This window comes from Aureimonas sp. SK2, assembly GCF_029813115.1.
GTDB lineage: Bacteria > Pseudomonadota > Alphaproteobacteria > Rhizobiales > Rhizobiaceae > Aureimonas.
The window spans coordinates 56,435-78,642 of the sequence record NZ_JAPZDS010000009.1 but is presented as its reverse complement, the minus strand read 5'-3'; the positions used below and the strand labels follow the sequence as shown (position 1 = coordinate 78,642).

The window sequence follows — 22,208 nt, the reverse complement described above, 5'->3', positions numbered from 1 at the left end:
TCGAGAGAACCTCCTCCATGACCCGTTTCGTCCTCGGCCGCCTCCTCAGCGCGGTGCCGACGCTGTTCATCGTCGTCACCATCTCGTTCTTCCTGATGCGCATGGCCCCCGGCGGGCCGTTCAACCTGGAACGCCCACTGCCGCCCTCCACCATGGCCAACCTCATGGCCACCTACCAGCTCGACCAGCCGCTGGTCGTCCAATACTGGACCTATCTCACCAACGTCCTGCACGGCGACTTCGGCCCGAGCTTCATCTACCGCGACTACTCGGTCGCCGAACTGATCCTCCAGGCCCTGCCCTATTCCGTGACGCTCGGCCTCTGGGCGCTCGGCTTCGCCGTGATCGGCGGCACGATCGCCGGCGTCGTCGCGGCGCTGCGCCAGAACGGCTGGGTGGACTATCTCGTGATGGGCGTCGCCACCGTCGGCATCACCGTGCCGAACTTCGTGGTCGGCCCGGTCCTGACGCTGATCTTCGCCATCACCTTCTCGCTCGTCCCGGCCGGCGGCTGGGGTGACGGCTCGTTCCGCAACCTCGTTCTGCCCGTGATCGCGCTGGGGCTTCCCCAACTCGCCGTGTTCGCGCGCCTCACACGCGGCTCGATGATCGAGGCGATGCGCACCGACCATGTGCGCACGGCGAAAGCCTACGGCCTGCCCTGGCGCTCGGTCGTCGTGACCCACGCCATGCGCGGGGCGATGCTGCCGGCCGTCACCTATCTCGCGCCCTGCTGCGCGGCGCTTCTCACCGGCTCGACGGTGGTCGAGACGCTGTTCACCATCCCGGGCGTCGGCCGCTACTTCGTCGAAGGGGCGCTCAATCGCGACTACACGCTGGTCATGGGCACGGTGGTGCTGATCTCGGTCTTCATCATCGGCTTCAACCTCCTCGTCGATCTCCTCTACGCCTTCCTCGACCCGAGGATCCGCCATGACTGACCTCGCCTCCACCACGCCCGATCCCGGCCCGCTTCCGGGCGATGCGCCCGCCGCCGTGCAGGATGTGCGGGGCCGCTCGCTCTTCCAGCTCGCGCTCCTGCGTCTGCGCCGCAACCGCGCGGCCATGGCCGGTTTCGTCATCCTGATCCTGGTCTCGCTGTTCTCCTTCCTCGGTCCGCAGTTCACCGACCACCGCTACGACCAGGTGTTTCAGTCCTACGTGTCGGTACCGCCCTCGCTGGAGGCATGGCCGCGCGAGGAGAACCTGCAAGGCGCGGTCGAGAACGTCGCCCAGCGCGCGCGCGTCGACCTCGTCGCCTTCGACGTGGAGGACGGCCGATACCTCGCGACCATCCGCTCGGACGAGCCCATCGACCCGCGTGTCCTGCGCTATTTCGATCGGGCCGGCGAACTCGGCACCGGTGCCGAGGTCGCGGAAACGCGCGAGGACGGACGAGAGCTGGTCGTCTCCGGCACCGTCGGGCAGACCTATTTCCCCTTCGGCACGGACGGCAACGGGCGCGACCTGATGGTGCGCACCATGGTCGGCGGGCAGATCTCGCTCGTGATCGGCGTTCTCGCCAGCCTCGTGTCGCTGGTCATCGGCGTCACCTACGGCGCGGTGTCGGGCTATGTCGGCGGCCGCGTCGACAACCTGATGATGCGCCTCGTCGAGATCCTCTACTCGCTGCCCTTCGTCTTCATGGTCATCATGCTGGTCGCCTTCTTCGGGCGCTCCTTCGTGTTGATCTTCGTGGCGATCGGCCTCGTGGAATGGCTCGACATGGCGCGCATCGTGCGGGGCCAGACGCTCTCCATCAAGCGGCGCGAGTTCGTGGCGGCGGCCGAGGCCATGGGCCTCACCGATCGCCAGATCGTCCGGCGCCACATCGTGCCCAACACGATCGGCCCGGTCGTCGTCTTCGTCACCATCGTGGTGCCGAAGGTGATCCTGCTCGAAAGCTTCCTGTCCTTCCTTGGGCTCGGCGTCCAGGCGCCGCTGACGAGCTGGGGCGCGCTGATCTCGGACGGGGCGCAGTCGATCCAGGCCGCGCCCTGGCTCCTGATCTTTCCGGCCATCCTGTTCTGCGTGACGCTCTTCGCCCTCAACTTCATCGGCGACGGCTTGCGCGACGCCTTCGATCCGAGGGACCGCTGACCATGACGGAAACGGTGCTTTCCATCCGCGACCTTCAGGTCGGCTTCGACACCGAGGACGGCACGCTCCAGGCCGTCAAGGGCGTGTCCTTCGACGTCGCTCCCGGCGAGACGCTAGCGGTCGTCGGCGAATCGGGCTCAGGCAAGAGCCAGACCATGATGGCCGTGATGGGCCTTCTCGCCGCCAACGGCCACGCCTCCGGCTCGGCGCGCTATCGCGGCGAGGAGATCCTCGGCCTTCCGCCCCGCCAGCTCAACCGCTATCGCGGCGCGAAGATCTCGATGATCTTTCAGGAGCCGATGACCTCGCTCGACCCGCTTTACCCCGTGGGCCGGCAGATCGGCGAGGTGATCCGCCACCATTCGGGCAAGCGCGGCTCGGCGGTGCGAACGCGGGTGCTGGAACTCCTGCGCCTCGTCGGCATCCCGGAGCCGGAGCGGCGGATCGACAGCTTTCCGCACGAGCTGTCGGGCGGCCAGCGCCAGCGGGTGATGATCGCGATGGCGCTCGCCAACGACCCCGAACTCCTGATCGCCGACGAGCCAACGACGGCGCTCGACGTCACCGTGCAGGCGCAGATCCTCCGGCTCCTCGCCGACCTGCAGAAGCGGCTCGGCATGGCGATCCTCCTGATCACCCACGACCTCGGCGTCGTCCGGCACTTCGCCGGCCGCGTCGTCGTCATGCGGCGCGGCGAGGTGGTCGAGGAAGGGGCGACCGAGACGATCTTCTCCACGCCGCAGCACGACTATACGAAGATGCTGCTCGCCGCCGAGCCGCAGGGCGGCAAGGCTCCGGTCCCCGAGACCGCGCCGGTCGTCCTCTCGGCAAGGGAGGTGGTGGTGGACTACGACCTGCGCGGATCGAAGGGCCTCTTCGCCAAGGGGCCGGACACGTTCCGTGCGGTGGATCACGTCTCGCTCGACCTGAAGAGCGGCCAGACGATCGGGGTCGTCGGCGAATCGGGCTCGGGCAAGTCGACGCTGGGGCGCGCCATCCTGCGCCTCCTGAAGAGCGAGGGCCGCTACCGCTTCGAGGGGCAGGACATCACCGGCCACGACCGGCGCCGCATGCGGCCCTTGCGGCGCGAGCTGCAGCTGATGTTCCAGGACCCGTTCGGCTCGCTGAGCCCCCGCCTCACCGTCGGCGAGATCGTCACCGAAGGCCTGCTCGTGCACGAACCGTCGCTCTCGGCGGCCGAGCGCTCGCGGCGCGCCGCCGCGGCGCTCGAAGAGGTCGGCCTGCCGCCGGAAGCGCGCAACCGCTATCCGCACGAGTTCTCGGGCGGCCAGCGCCAGCGCATCGCCATCGCCCGCGCGATGATCCTGAAGCCCAAAGTCGTGGTTCTGGACGAGCCGACATCGGCGCTCGACCGTTCGGTGCAGGTGCAGATCGTCGAACTCCTGCGCAAGCTGCAGCGCGAGCACGGCCTGTCCTATGTCTTCATCAGCCACGATCTCGCGGTGATCCGCGCGATCTCCGACCATATTCTCGTGATGAAGGACGGCAGGCTGGTCGAGGAAGGCGCGACGGAGACGATCTTTTCCGCGCCGCGCGAAGACTATACCCGCACCCTGATCGCGGCGGCCTTCGACGCCAAGCGACCGCGGGAACTCGCGGCCTGATATGCAAGAAGGGGGCACCGCATCGGCGCCCCCTTCTTCTTGTCTGCGGCAACCGCCCGGTTACACGGCCCGGGCGGGCTTCATCATCGAGATCGCCCTGGAGATCAACGGCCAGCCGAGGAGCAGGATCGCCAGCGCCATCAGCGTGCCGACGAGCCCGTTGGACCAGAAGATCGAAAGCGACCCGCCGGAATAGAGCATGGACTGGCGGAAGGCGTCCTCGGCCTTGTCGCCGAGCACCATGGCCAGCACCAGCGGCGCGATCGGATAGTCCAGACGCTTGAACACGTAGCCGACGATGCCGAAGGCCACCGCCATCATCACGTCGAACTCGGCGTTCGCGACCGTATAGGCGCCGATCAGGCAGACCACGATGATGATCGGGCCGATGATGCCGAAGGGGATGCGCAGGATCGAGGCGAAGAGCGGCACGGTGGCGAGCACGAGCACCACGGCGATGATGTTGGAGAGGTACATCGAGGCGATCAGGCCCCAGACGAAGTCGGGCTGCTCGACGAAGAGAAGCGGGCCGGGCTGAAGGCCCCAGATCATCAGGCCGCCCATCATGACGGCCGCCGTCGCCGAGCCCGGCACGCCGAGTGCGAGCATGGGCAGCAGCGCCGAGGTGCCGGCCGAATGGTCGGCCACTTCCGGCGCGATCACGCCCTCCGGCTCGCCCTTGCCGAAGTTCTTCCCGTACTTGCCGAAGCGCCGGCCGAGGCCGTAGCTCATGAAGGAAGCCGCGGTCGGACCGCCCGGCGTGATGCCCATCCAGACGCCGACGGCGGCGGAGCGGACGAAGGTCACCCAGTAGTGCGGCAGGCGGGCGAGCGCCTTGAAGATTTCGCGCACCTCGATCTTGGACGAGACGCCCTTGAACTTCAGCTCTTCCTGCACGGTGAGCAGCAGCTCGCCGATGCCGAAGAGGCCGATCACGGCGACGAGGAACGAAATGCCGCGCAGGAGGTCCGGCCAGCCGAAGGTAAGACGCAGCTCTCCCGACACCGTGTCCATGCCGACAGTTGCGAAAGCGAGACCCGCCAGAAGCGACACGGCGGCCTTCAAAGGATCGCCGCCGCCGAGCCCGATGAAGGAGCAGAAGGCGAGAAGGTAGATCGCGAAGAATTCCGGGCTGGAGAACCGGAGCGCGAACTCCGCGATCCAGCCGGCAAGGAGCGTGATGACGAGGACCCCCGTCAAGGCGCCGACGCCGGACGAGAAGAAGGCCGTCGACAGGGCTTCGGTCGCCCTACCCTGCTTGGCCATGGGGTAGCCGTCGAAGGTGGTGGCCACGGACGACGGCTCGCCGGGAATGTTGAAGAGGATCGAGGTGGTCGATCCGCCGAACAGCGCGCCCCAGTACATGGACGACAGGAGGATGATCGCCGACACCGGGTCCATGGTGAAGGTGAGCGGCAGGAGCAGCGTCACGCCGTTGGGCGCGCCGAGACCCGGCAGGACGCCGACCAGGATGCCGAGCAGCACGCCCATGACGATCAGCGCGACATGATAGAAGGAGAAGGCGACGGAGAAGCCGTGCATGAGATTGGCGATATCGGCCATGATGGCTGTCTCCTCAGTAGATGCCGAGCAGCGGCATGACGACGCCCTTGGCGAGCGGCACCTGGAACCAGAACTCGAAGGTGACGAAGAATACGGCCATCGTCGCGACCGAGATCGTCACCGCCTTCACCAGGCCGACCTTGCCGAGCGTCATCATCGAGAAGACGAGGAACAGCGCGCCGGAGAGGTAGACGCCGAGCCAAGGGATCAGCGCGGCCGAGACGGCTGTCGGCACGAAGACGGAGGCGATGCGCCCGAGCGCCCCGTCCTCCAGGAACCGCTCGTCGAGCCCGGTCGGCTCGTGAAGGGCGACGGCGCCGCCGGCCGCCTGCGCCTCGAGATTGGCCGGCGCGCGGCGGCGCCCCGTCAGCCCGTACTTCACGGCGATGACGAGACCGAGCACGACCAGGATGATCCCGATCCGAAACGGGAAATAGCCGGCCGCCGGACCGAAGTCGGTCCAGCCGATACCGTTCTCCAAGCTTCCATAGGCCGTGACGGACCCCAGGATGGCGGCCGAAAGCCCGGTCGCGACTTCGATGTGACGACGGGTGACCATCGCGCGTCCTCCTCCCCTTGCAGGACGGTTGTGCGGAAGGGGCGGCCGGTCGGCGGCCACCCCGTTTCCCGCATTCGCCTTAGTTGACGAGCCAGCCGTCGGCTTCGAACTGCTGGCGAGAGCGCTCGACGTCGGCGGCGATGTAGGACTTGAAGTCCTCGCCCGTCATGAAGCGGGCGGTCTGCGAGGTGTTCTCGAGATAGGCCTTGAACTCAGGCGTCTCGGAGACCTTCTTCAGGAGGTCGGTGTACCAGGCGATCGCCTCGGCCGGCACGTCGGCCGGGGCGAAGACGGTGCGCGGCATCTGGTAGGCGTCCACCTGCAGCCCCTGCTCGCGGCAGGTCGGGATGTCGTTCCACGACTGCGTCTCGGTGACCTTGGTCGTGTCGGCCATGCGCTCGTCCGACATCACGCAGAGCGGCTTGGCCTGGCCCGCGCGCCATTGGCCGACGTTCTCGGCCGGGTTGTTGGTGTTGGCGTCGATATGGTTGCCGGCGAGCTGGACGGCGGCTTCCGAGCCCGACTTGAAGGGGATGTAGAGGAACTTGGCTGATGTCGCGGCTTCGATGCGGCGCACCAGCGTCTGGTCCACGTCCTTGGACTGCGAACCGCCGAAGCGGATCTTGCCGGGGTTCGCCTTGCCCGCTTCCACGAGATCCATGATCGTGTTGTAGGGGCTGTCGGCCTGCACCCACACCACGAACTCGTCGACGGCCATGGTGGCGACCGGGATCAAGTCCTCGGACTTGTAGCCGAGGCGCGTCACCAGCGGCAGTTGCCACTCGTTGGACGTGCCGAAGATCAGCTTGTGCTCGTCGCCCTTCGAGCCGGCCCCGTAGATGAAGGCTTCCGCGCCCGAGCCGCCGCCCTTGTTCGACACCACGACGTTGGTGGGCGACAGGTTCTCCTTGGCGATCGCGGCCTGGATCTGGCGCGCGAACTGGTCGGTGCCGCCGCCGGCGCCGCCCGCCGCGATGAACTCGACGGGCTTGGTCGGAGCCCACTGCGCCACGGCGGGCGCGGCGAGAGCGAGGGTCACCAGGGCGGTGGTTGCGAAGAGCTTCATTGGATCATGCCTCCCAGACGGATCGTTGAAGGAAAGGAAGTGCCCTGACGGTCATCGTCCGGGCGATAGGCGGACCGGCTAGCCGGCGTTCAGAGCCTCCCCAACGGTCCGCGCGCAAAGTGCGAGCGACACCGCGCCGGCGTCGGGATGGCCGATGCTCTTGGCGGCGAGCGGGCGCGCGCGGCCGAGGCGGGGGGTCAGCTTGGCGGTCTCGTCGGCGGCCCGCGTCGCCGCCGCGGCGGCACGGCTCCACGCATCGCGCAGACGCGCCCCGCCCTTCACCTCGGCGTCGAGCGTGTCGACAAAGGGCACCAGCGCATCGACCAGCGTCTTGTCGCCGACACGGGCGCGGCCGAGCGTGGTGACGGCCTCGCGGGCGGTCGAGGCGGCGCGGGCGACGGCGGTCGCCTCCACCGGGGCCTCGTCGCCGAGCGCCGTGCCGAAGCCGCGCAGGAGCAGGCCCCAGATCGCGCCGGACGTGCCGCCGGCCGTGTCCGCCCAACGGTCGCCCGCATGGGCGAGGAGCGAGCCCGCCCCGGCACCGGCGGCCAGCGCCTTGCGCGCGGCTTCGGCGGCGGCCGCCGAACCGCGGCGCATGCCCTGCCCGTGGTCGCCGTCGCCGGCCACCGCGTCGATACGGCCGAGCTCGTCCTCGGCCTCGGCCAGCACCGCCGCCAGCCGCTCGACGATGGCGTAGGCCTTGGCTGCATCCTGGCGCGAGGCATCGGAAGCCGGCGCGAAGGAGAGCGCCTCGGCATTCGCCTCGACGGGCTTCTGCGCGGTTGGGCGCGGCTCCACGGTGCCGCGCCGGAAGGCGGCACCGTGCGCGGGCGCCAGCCAGAGCGGCTCCAGTTCGTCGTCGAGCCAGGTGATGGTGAGCGAGCAGCCGGCCATGTCGAGGCTGGTGACGAACTCGCCGACCTCGGGCTGCACCAAAGTCAGGCCGGCACCCCGCAGGCGACGGGCGACGTGGGTCCAGAGGACGAAGAGCTCCTCGTACTTGGTGGCTCCGAGCCCGTTGAGGAGCGCGGCCACGCGCCCGTTCGCGTGGGTCGGGCGCTCGGCCAGCAGCGGATCGACCAGAAGGTCGGCGAGCGCCTTGGCCGACACGGCCTTCTCGTCGCGGATGCCTGGCTCGCCGTGGATGCCGAGGCCGACGGCGACCTTGCCCGTCTCGACGGTGAAGAGCGGCGCGTCGGCGCCCGGCAGGGTGCATCCGGAAAAGGCGATGCCGAGGGACTGCGTGCGTGCGTTGGCATGCCGGGCCAGCCGCTCGACCTCGTCGAGGCTCATGCCGGCTTCCGCCGCCGCGCCGGCGATCTTGAACACCGGCACGTCGCCCGCGACGCCGCGGCGAAGTTCCGGCGTCTCCTTCGGCGCGCTCGCCACGTCGTCGGTGACGGCCAGCACCCGCACGTCGATCCCCTCGCCCCGCAGCCGCGTCGCCGCCGCGCCGAAGTTGAGGACGTCGCCGGCATAGTTGCCGAAGCCGAGCACGATGCCGGAACCGCGATGGGCCTGGCGGCAGATGCGGGCGACCGACTCCGTGGAAGGCGAGGCGAAGACGTCGCCGGCGACCGTCGCATCGGCCAAGCCGACGCCGACATAGCCGCCGAAGGCCGGGTAGTGGCCGGAGCCGCCGCCGATCACGAGCGCGACCTTGCCGGCCGGCGTCTGCGTCGCCCGCACAGCGCCGCCGCGCACATGGTGCACGAGATGGGCGTTGACGTCGCAGAAGCCTTCCAACGCGTCCTTAGCGAAGCGTTCGGGTTCGTCGTGGATGAGGGTCATGCCGTGGTCTCCGGTCGCGGAAGGATGCGGCGAAGATAGTCGCGATTGGTGGCGCTGACCGACAGGCCATCGCCGCCGTAGTGCTCGACCAGGAAGGGCGAGCGGAAGCCGTGGGCCAGCGCCATGCGGATGGCGGTGCGGTAATTGATCGTGCCGAATTCGAGGGGTGCCGGTGCGGTCATGATCGCGCCCGTCGTCTCGTCCTCGATGCGCGTGTAGTTCTTGACGTGCCAGAAGCCGGCGAAGGGCGCGATCTTCTCCATCATCGCTTGCCAGTGCTCGACCGGCCGGTGGAGGCGGATCAGGTTGCCGATGTCGGCATTGATCTTGACGTTCGGCAGATCGACTTCGGTAACGAAGCGCACCGCGCCGTCGGCCGTGCCGATCAGCGTGTCCTCGTACATCTCCAGCGAGATCTCGACGCCGAGATCGGCGGCGTGGCGGCCGAGTTCGCGCAGGCGCGTCACGGCGAGTGTCCAGGTTTCCGCATCCGTTGGGTTGCGATCGCCCTGGACGGTCCAGAACCAGAGCGCTTGTCTCTGTGCGTCCGTCAGCGGCCCGAAGAAGCCGAAGGAGACCGCACTCGCGCCGACCTTGGCAGCCGTGTCGAGCACGCGGTGACCATAGGCGACATGCGCCTCGCCCAAAGCCGGGTCGACCAGGTTCTTGCGGGCCGTCGAGATCGCGGGAATCGTGAGCCCGTGGCTGGCGACGACGCCCAGGAACTCGTCCAGCCGGGAGGGCTCGAGGTCGGCGATCCGCAGCCAGCCGTCGGTCGGATCGAGTTCGGTGAAGCCCGCATCCGCGACGTCGGCCAGCGTCGCCGACCATTCCTCGGCCGACTGGTCCTGCGTGGACCGGCCGTCCGGCAGGAGGCCGGGATACTGGATCATCGCGGCCGCGATCGGCCAGTTGGTTCGGTCGAGCTTTCGCTCGGCGCTCAAGGACATGCGCAATCCTCCCTGACGCATGCGGACGCTGGATGGCGGGCGGCTGGGCCGCCGCCCCTTATTCGGCGGCCGCGGCCAGCGTGCGGCGCTGGTTGGCCATGCGCACGGCCAGGCGGAAGGCCTCGCGCGTCGCGCCGAGATCGGCCTTGCCCTTTCCGGCAATGTCGTAGGCCGTGCCATGGGCCGGCGTGCAGAGCGGGAACGGCAGGCCGCCCATCATAGTGACGCCCTTGTCGAAGCCGATCAGCTTCATCGCGATCTGCCCCTGGTCGTGATACATGGTCAGCACCGCGTGCCAGCCTTCCTTGAAGGCGCGCAGGAAGACCGTGTCGGCGGGGAACGGCCCGTCCACCTCGTAGCCCGCCTCCTTGGCGGCGCGCACGGCGGGCTCGATGATCTCGATCTCCTCCATGCCGAAGGCGCCGCCGTCACCGGCATGCGGGTTGAGACCGTTGATCGCGATGCGAGGCCGCTCGATGCCCGACTGCTTGAGGCAGTCGTGGGTCAGCTTCACCTCGGCCAGGATCGCCTCGACCGAGAGGTGGTCGGAGACCTCCTTCAGCGGGATGTGCGAGGTGACGCGCGCGTTCCAGACCTTCTCCAGAACGTTGAACTCGCGGACCTTGCCCTTGAAGCCGGTGACGTCGACCACGAAGCGGATCTCGTCGTCGTAGCCGGGATAGGCGTGGCGCATCGCCTGCTTGTTGAAGGGCGTGAAGATCACGGCGTCGGCCTGGCCGGCATGGGCCATTTCGAGCGCCCGACGGAAGTTGGTGGTGGCGAAGGTGCCGCCCTCCAGCGTCGCCTCGCCCCGGCGCACGTCCTCGACCGCGAGGTTCTTGAGATCGATCATCACGGGACGGGACCCGTCGCCGATCGATGCGACATTGGCAGCCTCGCCGAGATCGAGGGTGACGCCGGCCTCCTGGGCGCCACGGTCGAGAATGCGACGGTCGCCGAACACCACGACGCGGGCGCGCTCGATCGTCTCCGGATCGGCCAGAAGCATGGCGGTCAGTTCCGGGCTGATGCCGGCAGGGTCGCCCATGGCGAGGGCCACGATCGGACGCTCAGTGCCGTTGGTCGCAGAAGCCATTCCCAATTCTCCCGAATGAAGCTTGGCGACAGGGCTAGCGCATCCGCACACACGCATCAAGCCTTTTTCATTTTGTATTCTGCATACAGCATTCGCGTTTGACGCATTGCCGCCTTTATGATGTCTGTGAGCGAGACGCCGCCGGCCCTGCCGCTGCGGCCATCGAATGCGTCACGCCACCGGGAGGGATCGATGAGCGATAGTGTGTCGGTGCCGCGCCCGATCGATCTTGCGGGCGCCCCGGATCTCGGCCGCATCTCGCGCACGTCGCTGCACGACACGATCGTCAACCGCCTGCGCGACATGATCATCGAGGGCGCACTGGAGCCCGGCACCCGCCTGCATGAGGGACAGCTCGGCGAAGCGCTCGGCGTGTCGCGCACGCCTCTGCGCGAGGCGATCAAGTATCTGGCAAGCGAAGGGCTGGTGGAGCTGGTGCCGAGCCGCGGCGCGGTGGTGCGGCGCTTCGACCGCAAGGATGTCCACGACATGCTGGTCGTGATCCGGGAGCTGGAGCACCTGGCCGGGCGCCTCGCCTGCGAGGCGGGAAGCGACGCGGGGATCGCGGCCGTCCGGCGCGCCCACGATGCGATGGTCGAACGCTATCAGGCGCGCGACCGCCTCGCCTATTACAAGCTGAACCAGGAGATCCACACGCGGATCGTCGAGCTGTCGGGCAACGCGGCACTGGCCCATGTCCATGCCGGGCTGCAGATGCGGCTGAAGCGCGTGCGCTTCATCGGCCACGAGGGTCCGGAGAAATGGGCGGCGGCCGTGGCCGAGCACGAGGAGATGATTGCGGCCCTGGAGAAGCGGGACGGCGAAGCGCTGGCCGAGATCCTCGCCCGCCACCTGTCACGCGCCTGGGATCGCGTGGCGGCGATGATCTGACGCCTCAGCCCCTCCCGGGCTTCTCCAACCGCTTGTCCCAGTCCAGCATCCGGCCCTTCAGCGCCGAGCGGAAGCGGGCCGCCTTCGGGAAGTCCCAGTTCGGGTCACCGCCGAGGAACAGGTCGAGGAACGGGATCGCAAGGTCAGGGTCGCTGGCAACGTTCTCGCGGAACGAAGCCCAGGACCGCAGCTCCAGCGCCTCCGCCGACAGATGGATCCCTTCGAGGTCCTGTTCGGCGAGAACCTTGTCGAGAACCGTGATGCAGAACTCGAAATAGAACACGCCCTCCGGCCAGAAGGCGACCAGCGCCTCCTCCGGCCGCACCAGGCCTCGCGCGGCGGACGGACCTTCGCTAGCGGTCACCGGCCGGTTGCGGATCAGACTCGCGAGAAGGATGCCGGCCGCGAAGTGGCTGAAGTCTCGGCGGTCGCGACCAGCCAGAACCCGCTCGGCGTCGAACCGGCGCACCCATTCCAGGAAGGCGCGGGTAAGGCTTCGCCGCGTCAGCGCGAGGTTCACGCCGTAGCGCGTGTTGAACTGGCCGAGCGCCGTGTCCACCGTGCGCGAGAAGTCGCCCAGCCGCCGGATCGAGCGCCGCAGTTCCTGGCGACCGCCGGAGGTGGGCGCATCGAAGCTTAACGTCAGGACGGGTTCGTTCACGAGGGCCGACCTTTCCGGTGATGGCTCAGGGAAGATAGGGGACGGTCGCGCGCCAGGCAGCGGCCAGGTCGGCGAAGCGCCCGTCGCGCAGCATCGCGCGCCAGTCCGCGCCTTCCGCCTCCACCACCCGCTGCGCCGCCAGGAGCGCGAGCTCGCCCGGCGCCCCGCTGTCGCGCCGCACCAGCACCGCCAGCCAGACGGTCAGCGCCATGCAGTCGTTGGCGGTAGCGCCCTCTTCCGGGTCCACCGGACCGAACGCGCTGGTCAGGCACGGACGTACGGCGCCCACGGCCGCAAGGCGACCGGCCGCTCGTGCGGCGAGGCACATGGTGTCGTCGTCTCCGCCGGGGACCGCCAGCGTCTCGGCGGCCATCGCGAGGCGCAGTTCCGACACGACGGCATCGTTCGGCCCGCCAAGCGCCAGAACCGTCCGGCAGAGCGCATAGAGGTCGGCGCTCTCGACCGGCGCCGCACCGGGCCACAAGGACGCGGCCAGCCGATCCAGCGCGCGTGTCGCATCGGCCGAGCCGCGCGGCAGGACGCGTCCGGCCACCCGCTCCGCCCGCGTCAGCACGCCGTCGGCGACCTGCGCCAGTCGCCGGGTCGGCTCGGGCGACCCGAGCAGCCGCGCCGACAGGGTTCCCGAAGCCGCCTCCAGGCGAATCGCCGTGCGAAGATCGCGGATCCCTTCCCGCAGGGGCAACGTCAGATTATGGGGATGAGGCAGCATGGGTCTCTCCACGTTGTCGCAACGAGTATCATACGATCGGCTGAAGCATGAGACGTTTTGCAGGCATTGCGCGCGAGTGTGACGGCAACGCGCGAGATCGTGTTCCGGCCGACGCGAAACGGGGCGGGCGATGAAGGGGCGGTCCAAGAACGGCGCCGAGGCGCCGGCCTCGGGCACGAGGGCCGACCGGATGCGGGTTCGCGCCGCCTGGATGTACTATGTCGAGGAGATGACGCAGAGCGACATCGCCGCCGCGCTCGACATCGGCCGCGTCAGCGTGGTGCGGCTTCTCGCCGAAGCGCGCGCCCGCGGCGAGGTGCGCGTGTCCCTGTCCGGCGCGCTGGCGGAACTGACGGCGACGGAGCGCGCGCTCGAGGCGCGCTTCGGGCTGCGGAGCGCCGTGGTCGCGCCCGCGCCGGGCCTCAGCGAGGATCCCTCGCCCGCCATCAGCGCGGCCATCGGCGCGGTCCTGTCCGATGCGGTCGGCAGCGGCATGTCGGTCGGCCTCGGCTGGGGGCGCACGCTTCTGGACTCCCTGCCCTTTATCGAGCCGCGAGCGCTGGAGGACATGCGGGTCGTCTCGCTGCTCGGCGGCATCAGCCAGGCCCATCGCTTCAACCCTGCCGAGTTCGTCTGGCGCTTCGCCCAGATCTTCAACGGCGACGCGTTCCTTCTCAGCGCGCCGGCCATCGTCGACAGTCTCGAGACCAAGACCGCCCTGGTGGATCGCTGCGGCCTGCGCTCCACCCTCGACATGGCTGCCAAGCTCGACCTCGTGGTGTTGAGCGTCGGCGGCATCGCGCGCAACGCCACGACCTTTCGCACCGGCTACATCGCCGAAACCGACCGCCGCTCCCTCGAAAAGGCCGGGGCAGTGGGGGACCTCCTGTTTCATTTTCTGGACCGCGACGGCGCCCTGGTGGAGCATCCGATCAACGAGCGGATCGTGTCGGCGGACATGGGGGCGATTCGGCGTGCGCCCGAGCGTATCCTCGCCTCGGGCGGACCGGATAAGATCGACATCCTGCGCGCCACGCTCGCCTTCCTGAGACCCACGGTTCTCGTCACGGACGAAACCACCGCTCGCCGCCTTCTCGACTGACCGCACTCGGCCGCTGTGGATCGAATTTTTGGAACATATTGACACGATACAAGTCAAATGTTCATTTGCCTCGACGGAACCGGGAGGCCAGCGTTCCGGAGGAGGATGAAATGACGGGATGGCAGGTCGCGCTGGCGCTTCTGGCGCTGGCATGGGCGCTCCAATGCGTCGGCACCGTGATCCAGGTACGCCGCTACCGCGACGCGTTTCGCGACCTCAGCAACTCGTCCGATGACGGCTGGTTGGGTGTCGGAAAGGGCGGCGGCGCGCTCAAGGGCGCGGCGATCGCGATGATCGTGGTGGCGCCCGACGGCACGGTGCGACGGGCGACCAGCCTGCAGGGCCGTACCGTCTTCGCCAAGGCGCGGCGCCTCGAGGAGCTCGAGGGCCGCTCGGCCTCCGACGTCCGCAGCGATGCGGAAGGGCGGCGGCGCGAGCCGCTCGCTGCAGCGATCCTCAGCGCCCTCGACCAGGTGGCGCAGGTCCGCTCGCGCCAGACTCTGAATGAGGAGCCTGGCCTCGGCGGCGCCCTGCCCGCCTGATCGGCGGGCCTTCGATTTTCCAGACAACCGAAACGTCGCAACGCCCGTTCGGGCACGGCTGGGAGGGCCGAGCATGCTGACGATGATGATGCTGGCGCAAGGAGCGGCGGACCTCGCCGCGCACGGCGCCGTCCACGCCCAGACCCTGGGCGACACGGCGCTGGTCGCCCCGCTGGCCGATCTCGCCGCCCATCACGGCGGGGGTGCCGCGGACGCGGCCCACGCGGGCGCGTCCCTTCTGGCCCAGGCGACCGATCCGGGCGCCGCCGGCACGGCGGCCGCCACCGCTCCGGCCTCGGGCGGTGGTGCGATCTCGGCCGACGAATACGCCCGGCGCGTGCAGCAGCTCTCCGCGTCCGGCAACCAGGAAGAGCAGCTCGGCTGGCTGGCGACGATCGGCCGCCACTTCATCGGCGTCTTCCAGAAGGGCGGCGAGGTCTTTCTCGGCTTCGTCACCGGCATCATCCCGACGCTGGTCGTGCTGATGACCGCCTTCTACGCCCTCACCGGCATGATCGGTGAGGAGCGCGTCCACGGGCTCGCCCAGAAGGCAGGCCGCATCGCCCTGACGCGCTACACCGTGCTGCCCGTGCTTTCCATGTTCTTCCTCACCAACCCGATGGCTTATACCTTCGGGACCTTCCTGGAGGAGAAGCACAAGCCGGCCTTCTACGATTCGGCCGTCTCCTTCTGCCACCCGATCCTCGGCCTCTTCCCGCACGCCAATGCCGGCGAGTACTTCGTGTGGGGCGGCGTGCTGGTGGCGCTTCTGGAACTCGAAAACCGGGGCGTCATCCCGGCCGGCTACCACATCAATCTCGCGATCTACTACTTCCTCGTCGGCGTGGTGGTGATCCTCCTGCGCGGCATCGTCACCGAGCGCGTCACGCGCTTCCTCGCCGCGCGCGAAGGCGTGACGCTCTAAGGCCTTTGGGGGGAGATCGACCGATGAACAAGACCTTCAAGGCCATTCGCGTCTCGCAGGGCAAGGGCGGCTGGGGCGGCCCGCTGGTGATCCAGCCGACGCCCGAACGCGACAAGATCGTGGCGGTGACCGGCGGCGGCATCCCGCCCGTCGCCCAGCGCCTCGCCGAGCTGACCGGCGCGACCGTCGTCGACGGCTTCCGCAACCCGCCGCTGGAATCGGAGATGGCCGCCGTCGTGATCGACTGCGGCGGCACCGCCCGCTGCGGCGTCTATGCCCGCAAGCGCATTCCCACCATCAACATCATGCCGGTCGGCCAGTCGGGTCCGCTCGCCCAGTTCATCACCGAGGACATCTACGTCTCCGGCGTGACGCCGGACGACATGGCGCCCGCCGACGGTTCCGCCGCCCCGGCCGGCCAGCAGACCGCCTCGCCCGCCGCCATGGGCCAGCCGACCGCCGCGCCGCGCTCGTTCGCCTCGCCTGCCGAAGCGACGGCAGCCCTCGGCGGCGCGATGCCGGCCTCCAACCAGGGCGGGCTGATCGGCGCGATCACCTCCGTCGGCCGCGTCATGGGCCGGGCGGTCGGCATCTTCTTCAATGCCGGCCGGCGCACGATCGACATGGTGGTGCGCAACGTCCTGCCGTTCATGGCCTTCGTGACCATGCTGATCGGCATCATCCTCTACACCGGCATCGGCGATCTCCTCGCCGCGCCGCTCGGGCCGCTCGCCAACAACATCCTCGGCCTCGTGGTCCTGTCGGCCATCTGCGCCCTGCCCTTCCTGTCGCCGATCCTCGGACCGGGCGCCGTCATCGCGCAGGTCATCGGCGTCGCGATCATCGGCCCGCAGATCGCCAACGGCACCATCGCCCCGGCGATGGCCCTGCCGGCGCTGTTCGCCTACAACGCACAGGTCGGCTGCGACTTCGTGCCCGTCGGCCTCGCGCTCGGCGAGGCGAAGCCCAAGACGATCGAGATCGGAGTGCCGGCCGTCCTGATCAGCCGCCAGATCACCGGTCCGATCGCTGTGCTGATCGCCTGGGGCGCGAGCTTCCTCCTCTGATCGCTCCGGCCGGGCGGCCCGCCCGCCCGGCCCCTTTCCAGCGGCCATCGTCCGCCCGAGGATTTCCATGACCCAATACCTCCGCACCCGCGTCACCGCCGTCGGTCCCGACGTTCCCGACCTTCTGGAAGGCGGCGTGCTGATCCTGTTCGCGGACGGCGCGCCGCCGGAGCTCGCCGAGGTGTCGGTGATGCACGCCGTCGAGGGCGAGCCGTCGACCGGAGCGCCCGCGCCCGGCGTGCCGATCCGTATCGGCTCCGTGGAAGCCCGCCTCACCGGCATCGGCGAGCTCGCCTGGGCCAAGGTGCGCGACATCGGCCATGTCGTCATCAACTTCAACGGCGCGGCCGCGCCCGAGCGCCCCGGCGAGCTGACCGCGAGCCCGGTCGACGGCGAGATGCTGGCCCGAGCGCTTCAGCCCGGCGCGACCATCGCCATCGGCGACTGACCCCAAAGACCTTCGACACCGGATTTCGAGCCATGATCGAGCGCTCCGTCGTCGTGCGCGTGCACGACGGTCTCCATGCCCGCCCGGCGACGCAGTTCGTGAAGCTGGCCAAGAGCTTTTCCTGCGAGGTCGAGATCCGCTGCAACGGGCGCGGCGCCAGCGCCACGAGCGCGGTCAAGCTGATGCTGCTCGGCGTGAAGGAGAACGACGAGGCGACACTTCGCGCCGAGGGCGAGGACGCCGCCGACGCCGTCTCGGCGCTCGCGACCTTTCTCCAGACGCCGGACGCCGGCGACATCGACTTGACGGCCACCGGCAAGCCCGCGGCCCCCGCCGTGACTCCGGCGTGCGCCTCGCCCGATCGCGGCGTGCCGGCCAGCGAGGGGACGGCGATCGGGCCGGCCTTCGCCTTCTTTCCCGCCGCGCTCGACATCCAGCCCTGCACGGTCCCGCCGGAAGAGCGCGAGGCCGAACGCCGGCGCTACCGCCAAGCCCTCGCCGGCACCGTCCAGTCCTTCCGCGACGCCAAGGCGCGGCCCGGCCTCAAGCGCGACGACGCGGCCATCATCGATGCGCTGGTGGAAGTGGCCGAGGACGCCGAGTTCATCGGTTCCGTCGAAAGCGGGATCGCGGCGGGGCAGGATGCGGCGAGCGCCGTGTCGGAGGCCGGCCGGACGATCGCGGCGAGCTTCGAGGCGCTGGCCGACCCGTATCTTCGCGCCCGCGCCGAGGACATCCGCTCGGTCACGCGCGCCATCACGCTCACCCTTCTCGGCCGGCGCGACATGACGCTCGCGGACATGCCAAGGGGTTCGGTCATCGTGGCGGACGAGATCGCCGCGCTCGACCTCGCCAAGGCGACGCTCGCCGACATCGGCGGGATCGTCTGCCGCAAGGGCGCGGCGACGAGCCATGTCGCGATCATGGCCCGCGCCCACGGCATTCCCGCCGTTCTCGGGTTTTCGGCCGACGAGGCGCGCCTGAAGGCGGTCCGGACGATCGCCCTCGACGGCTCCACCGGCGCGGTCGCGCTCGACCCCGACGCTGCTGAGGCCGAGCGTTTCCGGGGCGCGATCGCCCGCGAAGCCGCCGAGCGCACCGCACTGGAAGCCTATCGCACGGTCGAGCCGACGACCCGCGACGGCCGGCGCATCGAGATCGCCGCCAATCTCGGCTCGCTCGCCGAGATCGAGGCCGCGCAGAAGGCGGGCGCCATGGGCGTCGGCCTGTTCCGCACGGAGTTCCTGTTCATGGAACGCCGGACCCTGCCCGGCGAAGACGAGCAGGCCGAGACCTACACGACGCTTGCGCAGGCCTTCGCGCCGCACCCGGTGGTGATCCGGACGCTCGACATCGGCGGCGACAAGCCGGTCGCCGGCATCGACTTCGAGCACGAGGACAACCCGTTCCTCGGCTGGCGCGGCGTGCGCATGTGCCTGGAGCGGCCGGACGTCTTCAAGCCGCAGCTTCGCGCGCTCCTGCGCGCCAGCATCGTCGGCAACGTCAAGATTCTCCTGCCGATGATCGCCGATGTCGGCGAAGTGCGGGCGGTGCGCGCGCTGCTCGACGAATGCCGCGCGGAACTCGACGCCGGCGGCCAAGCCCACGGCGCGTTCGAGCTGGGCGTGATGATCGAGACCCCCGCGGCGGTGTTCGTCGCCGCCGAGATCGCGCGCGAGGTGGACTTCTTTTCCGTCGGCACCAACGACCTCACCCAGTACGTCATGGCCGCCGACCGCCTGAACCCGCGTGTCGCCAAGCTCAACCGCACGGAGCATCCGGCGGTGCTGGCCGCGATCCGCATGGCGGCGGGCGCCGCGCGCGAGGCCGGCATCTGGATCGGCGTGTGCGGCGAGGCCGCCGCCCGCCCCGACCTCATCCCCTTCTTCGTCGAGAACGGCGTCACCGAGCTCTCCATGAGCGCCGCCTCGATCCCCCGCGCCAAGAAATGCGTGACGGAGATCTGAGGAGGCGAGCGATCCGGCACGCCGGAAAATAGAGCCCCGCTTCGAGCGGCCGGGACTTGTGCCCCCTTGGTGGAAACCACGCATCGGGCCGCCGGAGGCGACCCTCCGTGGACGAGCGGAAGGTGCCCCGCCTCAGGCGACCCGCGCGGTGTTGTCGGCAGGGCAGGACGCGAGAGGCCCCGCCACCGTGCGTCTCCGCTTGCCGCGCCCCTTGCGCCTCGTCGCGCTTTCCCTCCGGTATCGACGAGCCTTTGAAGTGACCTGCTTCGTGGCCCTTGGCGGCGTTTCGGGTAGAAGCGGCGCGCCGGCGGCACGTCCCAGCGTGGCGACACCCGCCGAAACGGAGCCAAGGCCCACCGGAAGGGCCGGGCTTCCTTCGCCGTGGACGTCGTCGCGCTCGGGTCGCGGCCGGAACACGCTCTCCGGAGGTCGACGAGTCGGAAGAAGCGGCCACCGGGCGCCGGACGTGGGTCGCCGCCCGGTGGCGGCAGATCATGCGCCTTGTCCGCCGGATCGGCGCGTTGGATTTCGGCCGACGATTAGGATCGGCGGGAACGCAACCCGGTCACCTCACGTTTTCGAGAGACTGCTGAGGTCGCAATCGAGGAACTGTCATGCTGTGGACGATCGCCGTCATTCTCTTCGTCCTCTGGATCCTTGGGGGATTTGTCTTCCATGTTGCCGGAGGGCTTATTCATCTCCTGCTGGTGATCGCCGTGATCGTCGTGGTCTACCAGTTGGTCACGGGCCGCCGGCGCATCTGAGATTGCGCCTCGCGGTCGAGCTTGTCCGCCGATGATCGCGACGACGTGCCGCCGAGACCATGGTGCGCGGCGTGACAGCGACGGATCGCAACAAAGCTCTAGTCCGTATGGGCGGTTGGAGAAAAACCTGCGGGCGGAGCGGAATTAACCCCGAGACGGATCTCGTTGAATCTCCATCCGGCGGCCTCCGCGCACCATTTCCGCGGCGATCTCGTCGTAGGTACGGGCCACGAAATCGGCGCCGGCATCGCGAAGCGCATCGCCAGTGTTGGCGAGGAGATGGGCGCCGCCGAGAAAGCCGTAGGCGACCATGCCGGCGGCCTTGGCGCCCATGATGCCGAAGCGCGAATCCTCGATCACCAGCGAGCGCGCAGGGTCGAAGCCCATGCGGCTCGCCGCGTGAAGCACGAGGTCGGGCTCCGGCTTGCCGCGCTTCACGTCGTGCGAGGAGAAGATCGCATCGTCGGAAAAGAAGCGGTCGAGCCCGGTCACCTTGAGGCTGTGGCGGATGCGCTCGTGGTCGGAGGAGGACGCAACGCAGCGCGGCAGCGTCGAGGCTTCCAGGAAGGCGACGATGCCGGGGGTCGGGGCGAGTTCGGCCGTGAAGAGTGCCTTGGTCTCCGTCCAGAACTGCGGGTGGTATTCCTTCGCCAGCGAGCGCCCGGTCCGGGTCTCGATGGAGGCTAGGATGTCGGCGAACTTCATGCCGACAACGGCATTGACCATGTCGGCCGAGACGTCGATGCCGGCCTGGCGGTAGACCGACTGCATGGCCCGGCGGGCGAGGACCTCGCTGTCGACCAGAACGCCGTCGCAGTCGAAGATGATGCCGTCGAATTCCGCCATGCCGGCCTCCCCGCAGGTCCATTCCAGAGCCGAACGCGCTTCCGGCCGGCCCGGTCGCCCGAACCGGCCGGAAGGACGGTCCTTCGGGTCGGGACGGAACCGTCCCCGCCCAAGCCGTCAGCGTGTCAGCTCGCGCAGCAGGCGGGCGACGTCGCCCTTCTGCTCGATCTGCGGCATATGTCCCGTGCGCGGGAAGAGATGCAAGGCGATCCGCCCGGGCAGGCCGGCAAAGTGACGTGCCGGCACCACACGATCTTCGGTGCCCGCGACGATCTTCACCGGCATGGACAGGCCGGCGAGGAGGTCGCGGACCGACACGTATTGCGCGCCGTTGGAGAAGAGCGTCGAGCCCAGCTTGGTCTGCGCCTCCGCCTGGCGGCCGTCGGCGCGCCCGCGCGCGGTCGCCCGCACGAGGCCGTCGGAGAGGACCGCGGGGTCGGCCACCAGATGGCGCAGCCAGGCGCGGACCGGCGCCTCGTCGGTCGCGCGGGCGAAGCCTTCGGTGAAGCCGGTGTCGATGTCCGGGCCGAAGCCGGCCGGCGACAGGAGCATGAGCGAGCGGACGTCGGTCGCCGTGCCCGAGGCCACGGCTGCCGCGACGGCACCGCCGAGGGAGTGGCCGACGAGGTGGCAGGTCCCGACGCCGAGCGCGATCAGCGTCTCCTCGACGCCGGAGACCAGCGCGTCGAACCCGTCCGCTTCCTGGGCCAGCGAACCGCCGTGGCCGGCGAGGTCGATGCCGAGAACCGGTCCGCCTTCCGTCATCTCGCCGAGCAGCGGACGCCAGCTCGCCGATTCCGAGCCGAAACCGTGGATCATCACGACGGGCACGCCCTGCCCTTCGCGCAGGCGCACGACCGCAAGCGGCGTCGCGGCATCCGCCATGGACGCCGTCTGGCGTGGCGCCGGGACAGGTTCGGGCGCGCGGGCGGCGACGGGCTGGGGCCGCTCGCCGGCCGGTGCGGGCGCGGCCGGCGCCCCGCCGCGCGACGAGGCGGCCTGTTCCACGTCCTCGCGGCCGATGCGGCCAAGCGGTCCCGTGCCGGACACCGAAGCGAGGTCGATGCCGCGTTCGCGGGCGATGCGGCGGGCGAGCGGCGTCGCACGAACGCCCCGGCGCTCGCCCTCGGCGGGTTTGGCGCAGCATGACTTCCCGCCGTTGGCCGCTGCCGTGGCAATGTCCGTCGAGGCGGGTTTGGAATCCGTCTCGACATCCGGATCGGGCCCGCCCTTGACCTCGGACGCTGCCCCGGTGGGCCGCCCGTCGAAGGCCTCGCCTTCGGCGAAGATCCAGGCGACCGGCGCACCGACGGCGATGTCGACACCTTCCGTGCCGGTGACGTTGCGCAGCGTTCCGCTGGCAGGCGCATCCACTTCCATGGCCGCCTTGTCGGTCTCGATCTCGAAGAGCGGCTCGCCCTTCTTGATGGTGTCGCCTTCCTTGTAGAACCAGCGCGAGATCTGGCCGGTCGCCATGTCCATATCGACCTTGGGCAGGATCACTTCGGTCGGCAT

General features: G+C 69.4%; 21 protein-coding genes. 11 read left to right on the top strand and 10 right to left on the bottom strand.

The genetic code is table 11. From position 1 onward, the window contains the following. Window positions 1-17 precede the first annotated feature (17 nt). From oppB to O5O54_RS12760, 3 genes are read left to right on the top strand one after another with little or no spacing between them, the layout of a single operon-like run. Window positions 18-941 (top strand): oligopeptide ABC transporter permease OppB, encoded by a 924-nt coding sequence (gene oppB, locus O5O54_RS12770; RefSeq protein ID WP_279482171.1) that lies wholly within the window; start codon window positions 18-20, stop codon window positions 939-941. Continuing rightward, window positions 934-2,100 (top strand): ABC transporter permease subunit, encoded by a 1,167-nt coding sequence (locus O5O54_RS12765; protein WP_279482170.1) that lies wholly within the window; start codon window positions 934-936, stop codon window positions 2,098-2,100. The genes oppB and O5O54_RS12765 overlap by 8 nt, the downstream gene beginning before the upstream one ends. A 2-nt stretch (window positions 2,101-2,102) precedes the next feature. Continuing rightward, window positions 2,103-3,725 carry an ABC transporter ATP-binding protein gene (locus O5O54_RS12760; protein ID WP_279482169.1) on the top strand — a complete coding sequence of 541 codons (1,623 nt, stop codon included), beginning with the start codon at window positions 2,103-2,105 and terminating at the stop codon, window positions 3,723-3,725. A 60-nt stretch (window positions 3,726-3,785) separates the two neighbouring features. Here the strand turns inward: O5O54_RS12760 and O5O54_RS12755 are convergent, their stop codons facing one another. The 6 genes from O5O54_RS12755 to O5O54_RS12730 form a co-directional block, all read right to left on the bottom strand. Beyond that, the gene (locus O5O54_RS12755; RefSeq protein ID WP_279482168.1) at window positions 3,786-5,288 is read right to left on the bottom strand and encodes a tripartite tricarboxylate transporter permease; all 1,503 of its coding nucleotides are present in this window, start codon (window positions 5,286-5,288) and stop codon (window positions 3,786-3,788) included. Window positions 5,289-5,301: 13 nt separating this feature from the next. Beyond that, entirely contained in the window at window positions 5,302-5,847 is a 546-nt protein-coding gene (locus O5O54_RS12750; protein ID WP_279482167.1) for a tripartite tricarboxylate transporter TctB family protein, read from the bottom strand. 79 nt (window positions 5,848-5,926) lie between these two features. Continuing rightward, window positions 5,927-6,913: a tripartite tricarboxylate transporter substrate binding protein gene (locus O5O54_RS12745; protein WP_279482166.1), complete on the bottom strand. Its 987-nt coding sequence runs from the start codon at window positions 6,911-6,913 to the stop codon at window positions 5,927-5,929. A 78-nt stretch (window positions 6,914-6,991) separates the two neighbouring features. Next, window positions 6,992-8,704 carry a dihydroxyacetone kinase family protein gene (locus O5O54_RS12740; RefSeq protein ID WP_279482165.1) on the bottom strand — a complete coding sequence of 571 codons (1,713 nt, stop codon included), beginning with the start codon at window positions 8,702-8,704 and terminating at the stop codon, window positions 6,992-6,994. Further along, a complete protein-coding gene (locus O5O54_RS12735) occupies window positions 8,701-9,654 on the bottom strand; it encodes a sugar phosphate isomerase/epimerase (protein ID WP_279482164.1) in 954 nt (317 codons plus the stop codon). Before O5O54_RS12735 ends, O5O54_RS12740 begins: the two co-directional genes overlap by 4 nt. Before the next feature lie 58 nt (window positions 9,655-9,712). Beyond that, window positions 9,713-10,750 (bottom strand): 4-hydroxythreonine-4-phosphate dehydrogenase PdxA, encoded by a 1,038-nt coding sequence (locus O5O54_RS12730; RefSeq protein WP_279482163.1) that lies wholly within the window; start codon window positions 10,748-10,750, stop codon window positions 9,713-9,715. A gap of 192 nt (window positions 10,751-10,942) precedes the next feature. On the opposite strand from O5O54_RS12730, the gene O5O54_RS12725 reads away from it, so the two are divergent. Continuing rightward, entirely contained in the window at window positions 10,943-11,641 is a 699-nt protein-coding gene (locus O5O54_RS12725) for a GntR family transcriptional regulator (protein WP_279482162.1), read from the top strand. 4 nt (window positions 11,642-11,645) lie between these two features. Here the strand turns inward: O5O54_RS12725 and O5O54_RS12720 are convergent, their stop codons facing one another. Then, a complete protein-coding gene (locus O5O54_RS12720; RefSeq protein WP_279482161.1) occupies window positions 11,646-12,302 on the bottom strand; it encodes a hypothetical protein in 657 nt (218 codons plus the stop codon). 25 nt (window positions 12,303-12,327) lie between these two features. Further along, a complete protein-coding gene (locus O5O54_RS12715; protein WP_279482160.1) occupies window positions 12,328-13,032 on the bottom strand; it encodes a hypothetical protein in 705 nt (234 codons plus the stop codon). A 130-nt stretch (window positions 13,033-13,162) separates the two neighbouring features. On the opposite strand from O5O54_RS12715, the gene O5O54_RS12710 reads away from it, so the two are divergent. From O5O54_RS12710 to O5O54_RS12680, 7 genes are all read left to right on the top strand, one after another. Next, the gene (locus tag O5O54_RS12710) at window positions 13,163-14,134 is read left to right on the top strand and encodes a sugar-binding transcriptional regulator (RefSeq protein ID WP_279482159.1); all 972 of its coding nucleotides are present in this window, start codon (window positions 13,163-13,165) and stop codon (window positions 14,132-14,134) included. A gap of 110 nt (window positions 14,135-14,244) precedes the next feature. Next, window positions 14,245-14,676 carry a transcriptional regulator GutM gene (locus tag O5O54_RS12705; protein WP_279482157.1) on the top strand — a complete coding sequence of 144 codons (432 nt, stop codon included), beginning with the start codon at window positions 14,245-14,247 and terminating at the stop codon, window positions 14,674-14,676. Between the two features lie 73 nt (window positions 14,677-14,749). After that, on the top strand, window positions 14,750-15,601 hold the full coding sequence (locus tag O5O54_RS12700; protein ID WP_407061704.1) for a PTS glucitol/sorbitol transporter subunit IIC: 852 nt from the start codon (window positions 14,750-14,752) through the stop codon (window positions 15,599-15,601). A 23-nt stretch (window positions 15,602-15,624) separates the two neighbouring features. Then, window positions 15,625-16,668 (top strand): PTS glucitol/sorbitol transporter subunit IIB, encoded by a 1,044-nt coding sequence (locus tag O5O54_RS12695; protein ID WP_279482156.1) that lies wholly within the window; start codon window positions 15,625-15,627, stop codon window positions 16,666-16,668. A gap of 67 nt (window positions 16,669-16,735) precedes the next feature. Next, window positions 16,736-17,116, top strand: a complete 381-nt coding sequence (locus O5O54_RS12690) for a PTS glucitol/sorbitol transporter subunit IIA (protein WP_279482155.1) — start codon at window positions 16,736-16,738, stop codon at window positions 17,114-17,116. Between the two features lie 32 nt (window positions 17,117-17,148). Next, a complete protein-coding gene (ptsP, locus tag O5O54_RS12685) occupies window positions 17,149-19,083 on the top strand; it encodes a phosphoenolpyruvate--protein phosphotransferase (protein WP_279482154.1) in 1,935 nt (644 codons plus the stop codon). A 614-nt stretch (window positions 19,084-19,697) separates the two neighbouring features. Further along, window positions 19,698-19,847, top strand: coding sequence for a lmo0937 family membrane protein (locus tag O5O54_RS12680; RefSeq protein WP_279482153.1), 150 nt, complete (start codon window positions 19,698-19,700; stop codon window positions 19,845-19,847). Window positions 19,848-19,991: 144 nt separating this feature from the next. Here O5O54_RS12680 and O5O54_RS12675 read toward each other — a convergent pair whose 3' ends face one another. Then, window positions 19,992-20,693 (bottom strand): HAD-IA family hydrolase, encoded by a 702-nt coding sequence (locus O5O54_RS12675; RefSeq protein ID WP_279482152.1) that lies wholly within the window; start codon window positions 20,691-20,693, stop codon window positions 19,992-19,994. Between the two features lie 117 nt (window positions 20,694-20,810). Beyond that, on the bottom strand, window positions 20,811-22,208 hold the full coding sequence (locus O5O54_RS12670; protein ID WP_279482151.1) for an acetoin dehydrogenase dihydrolipoyllysine-residue acetyltransferase subunit: 1,398 nt from the start codon (window positions 22,206-22,208) through the stop codon (window positions 20,811-20,813).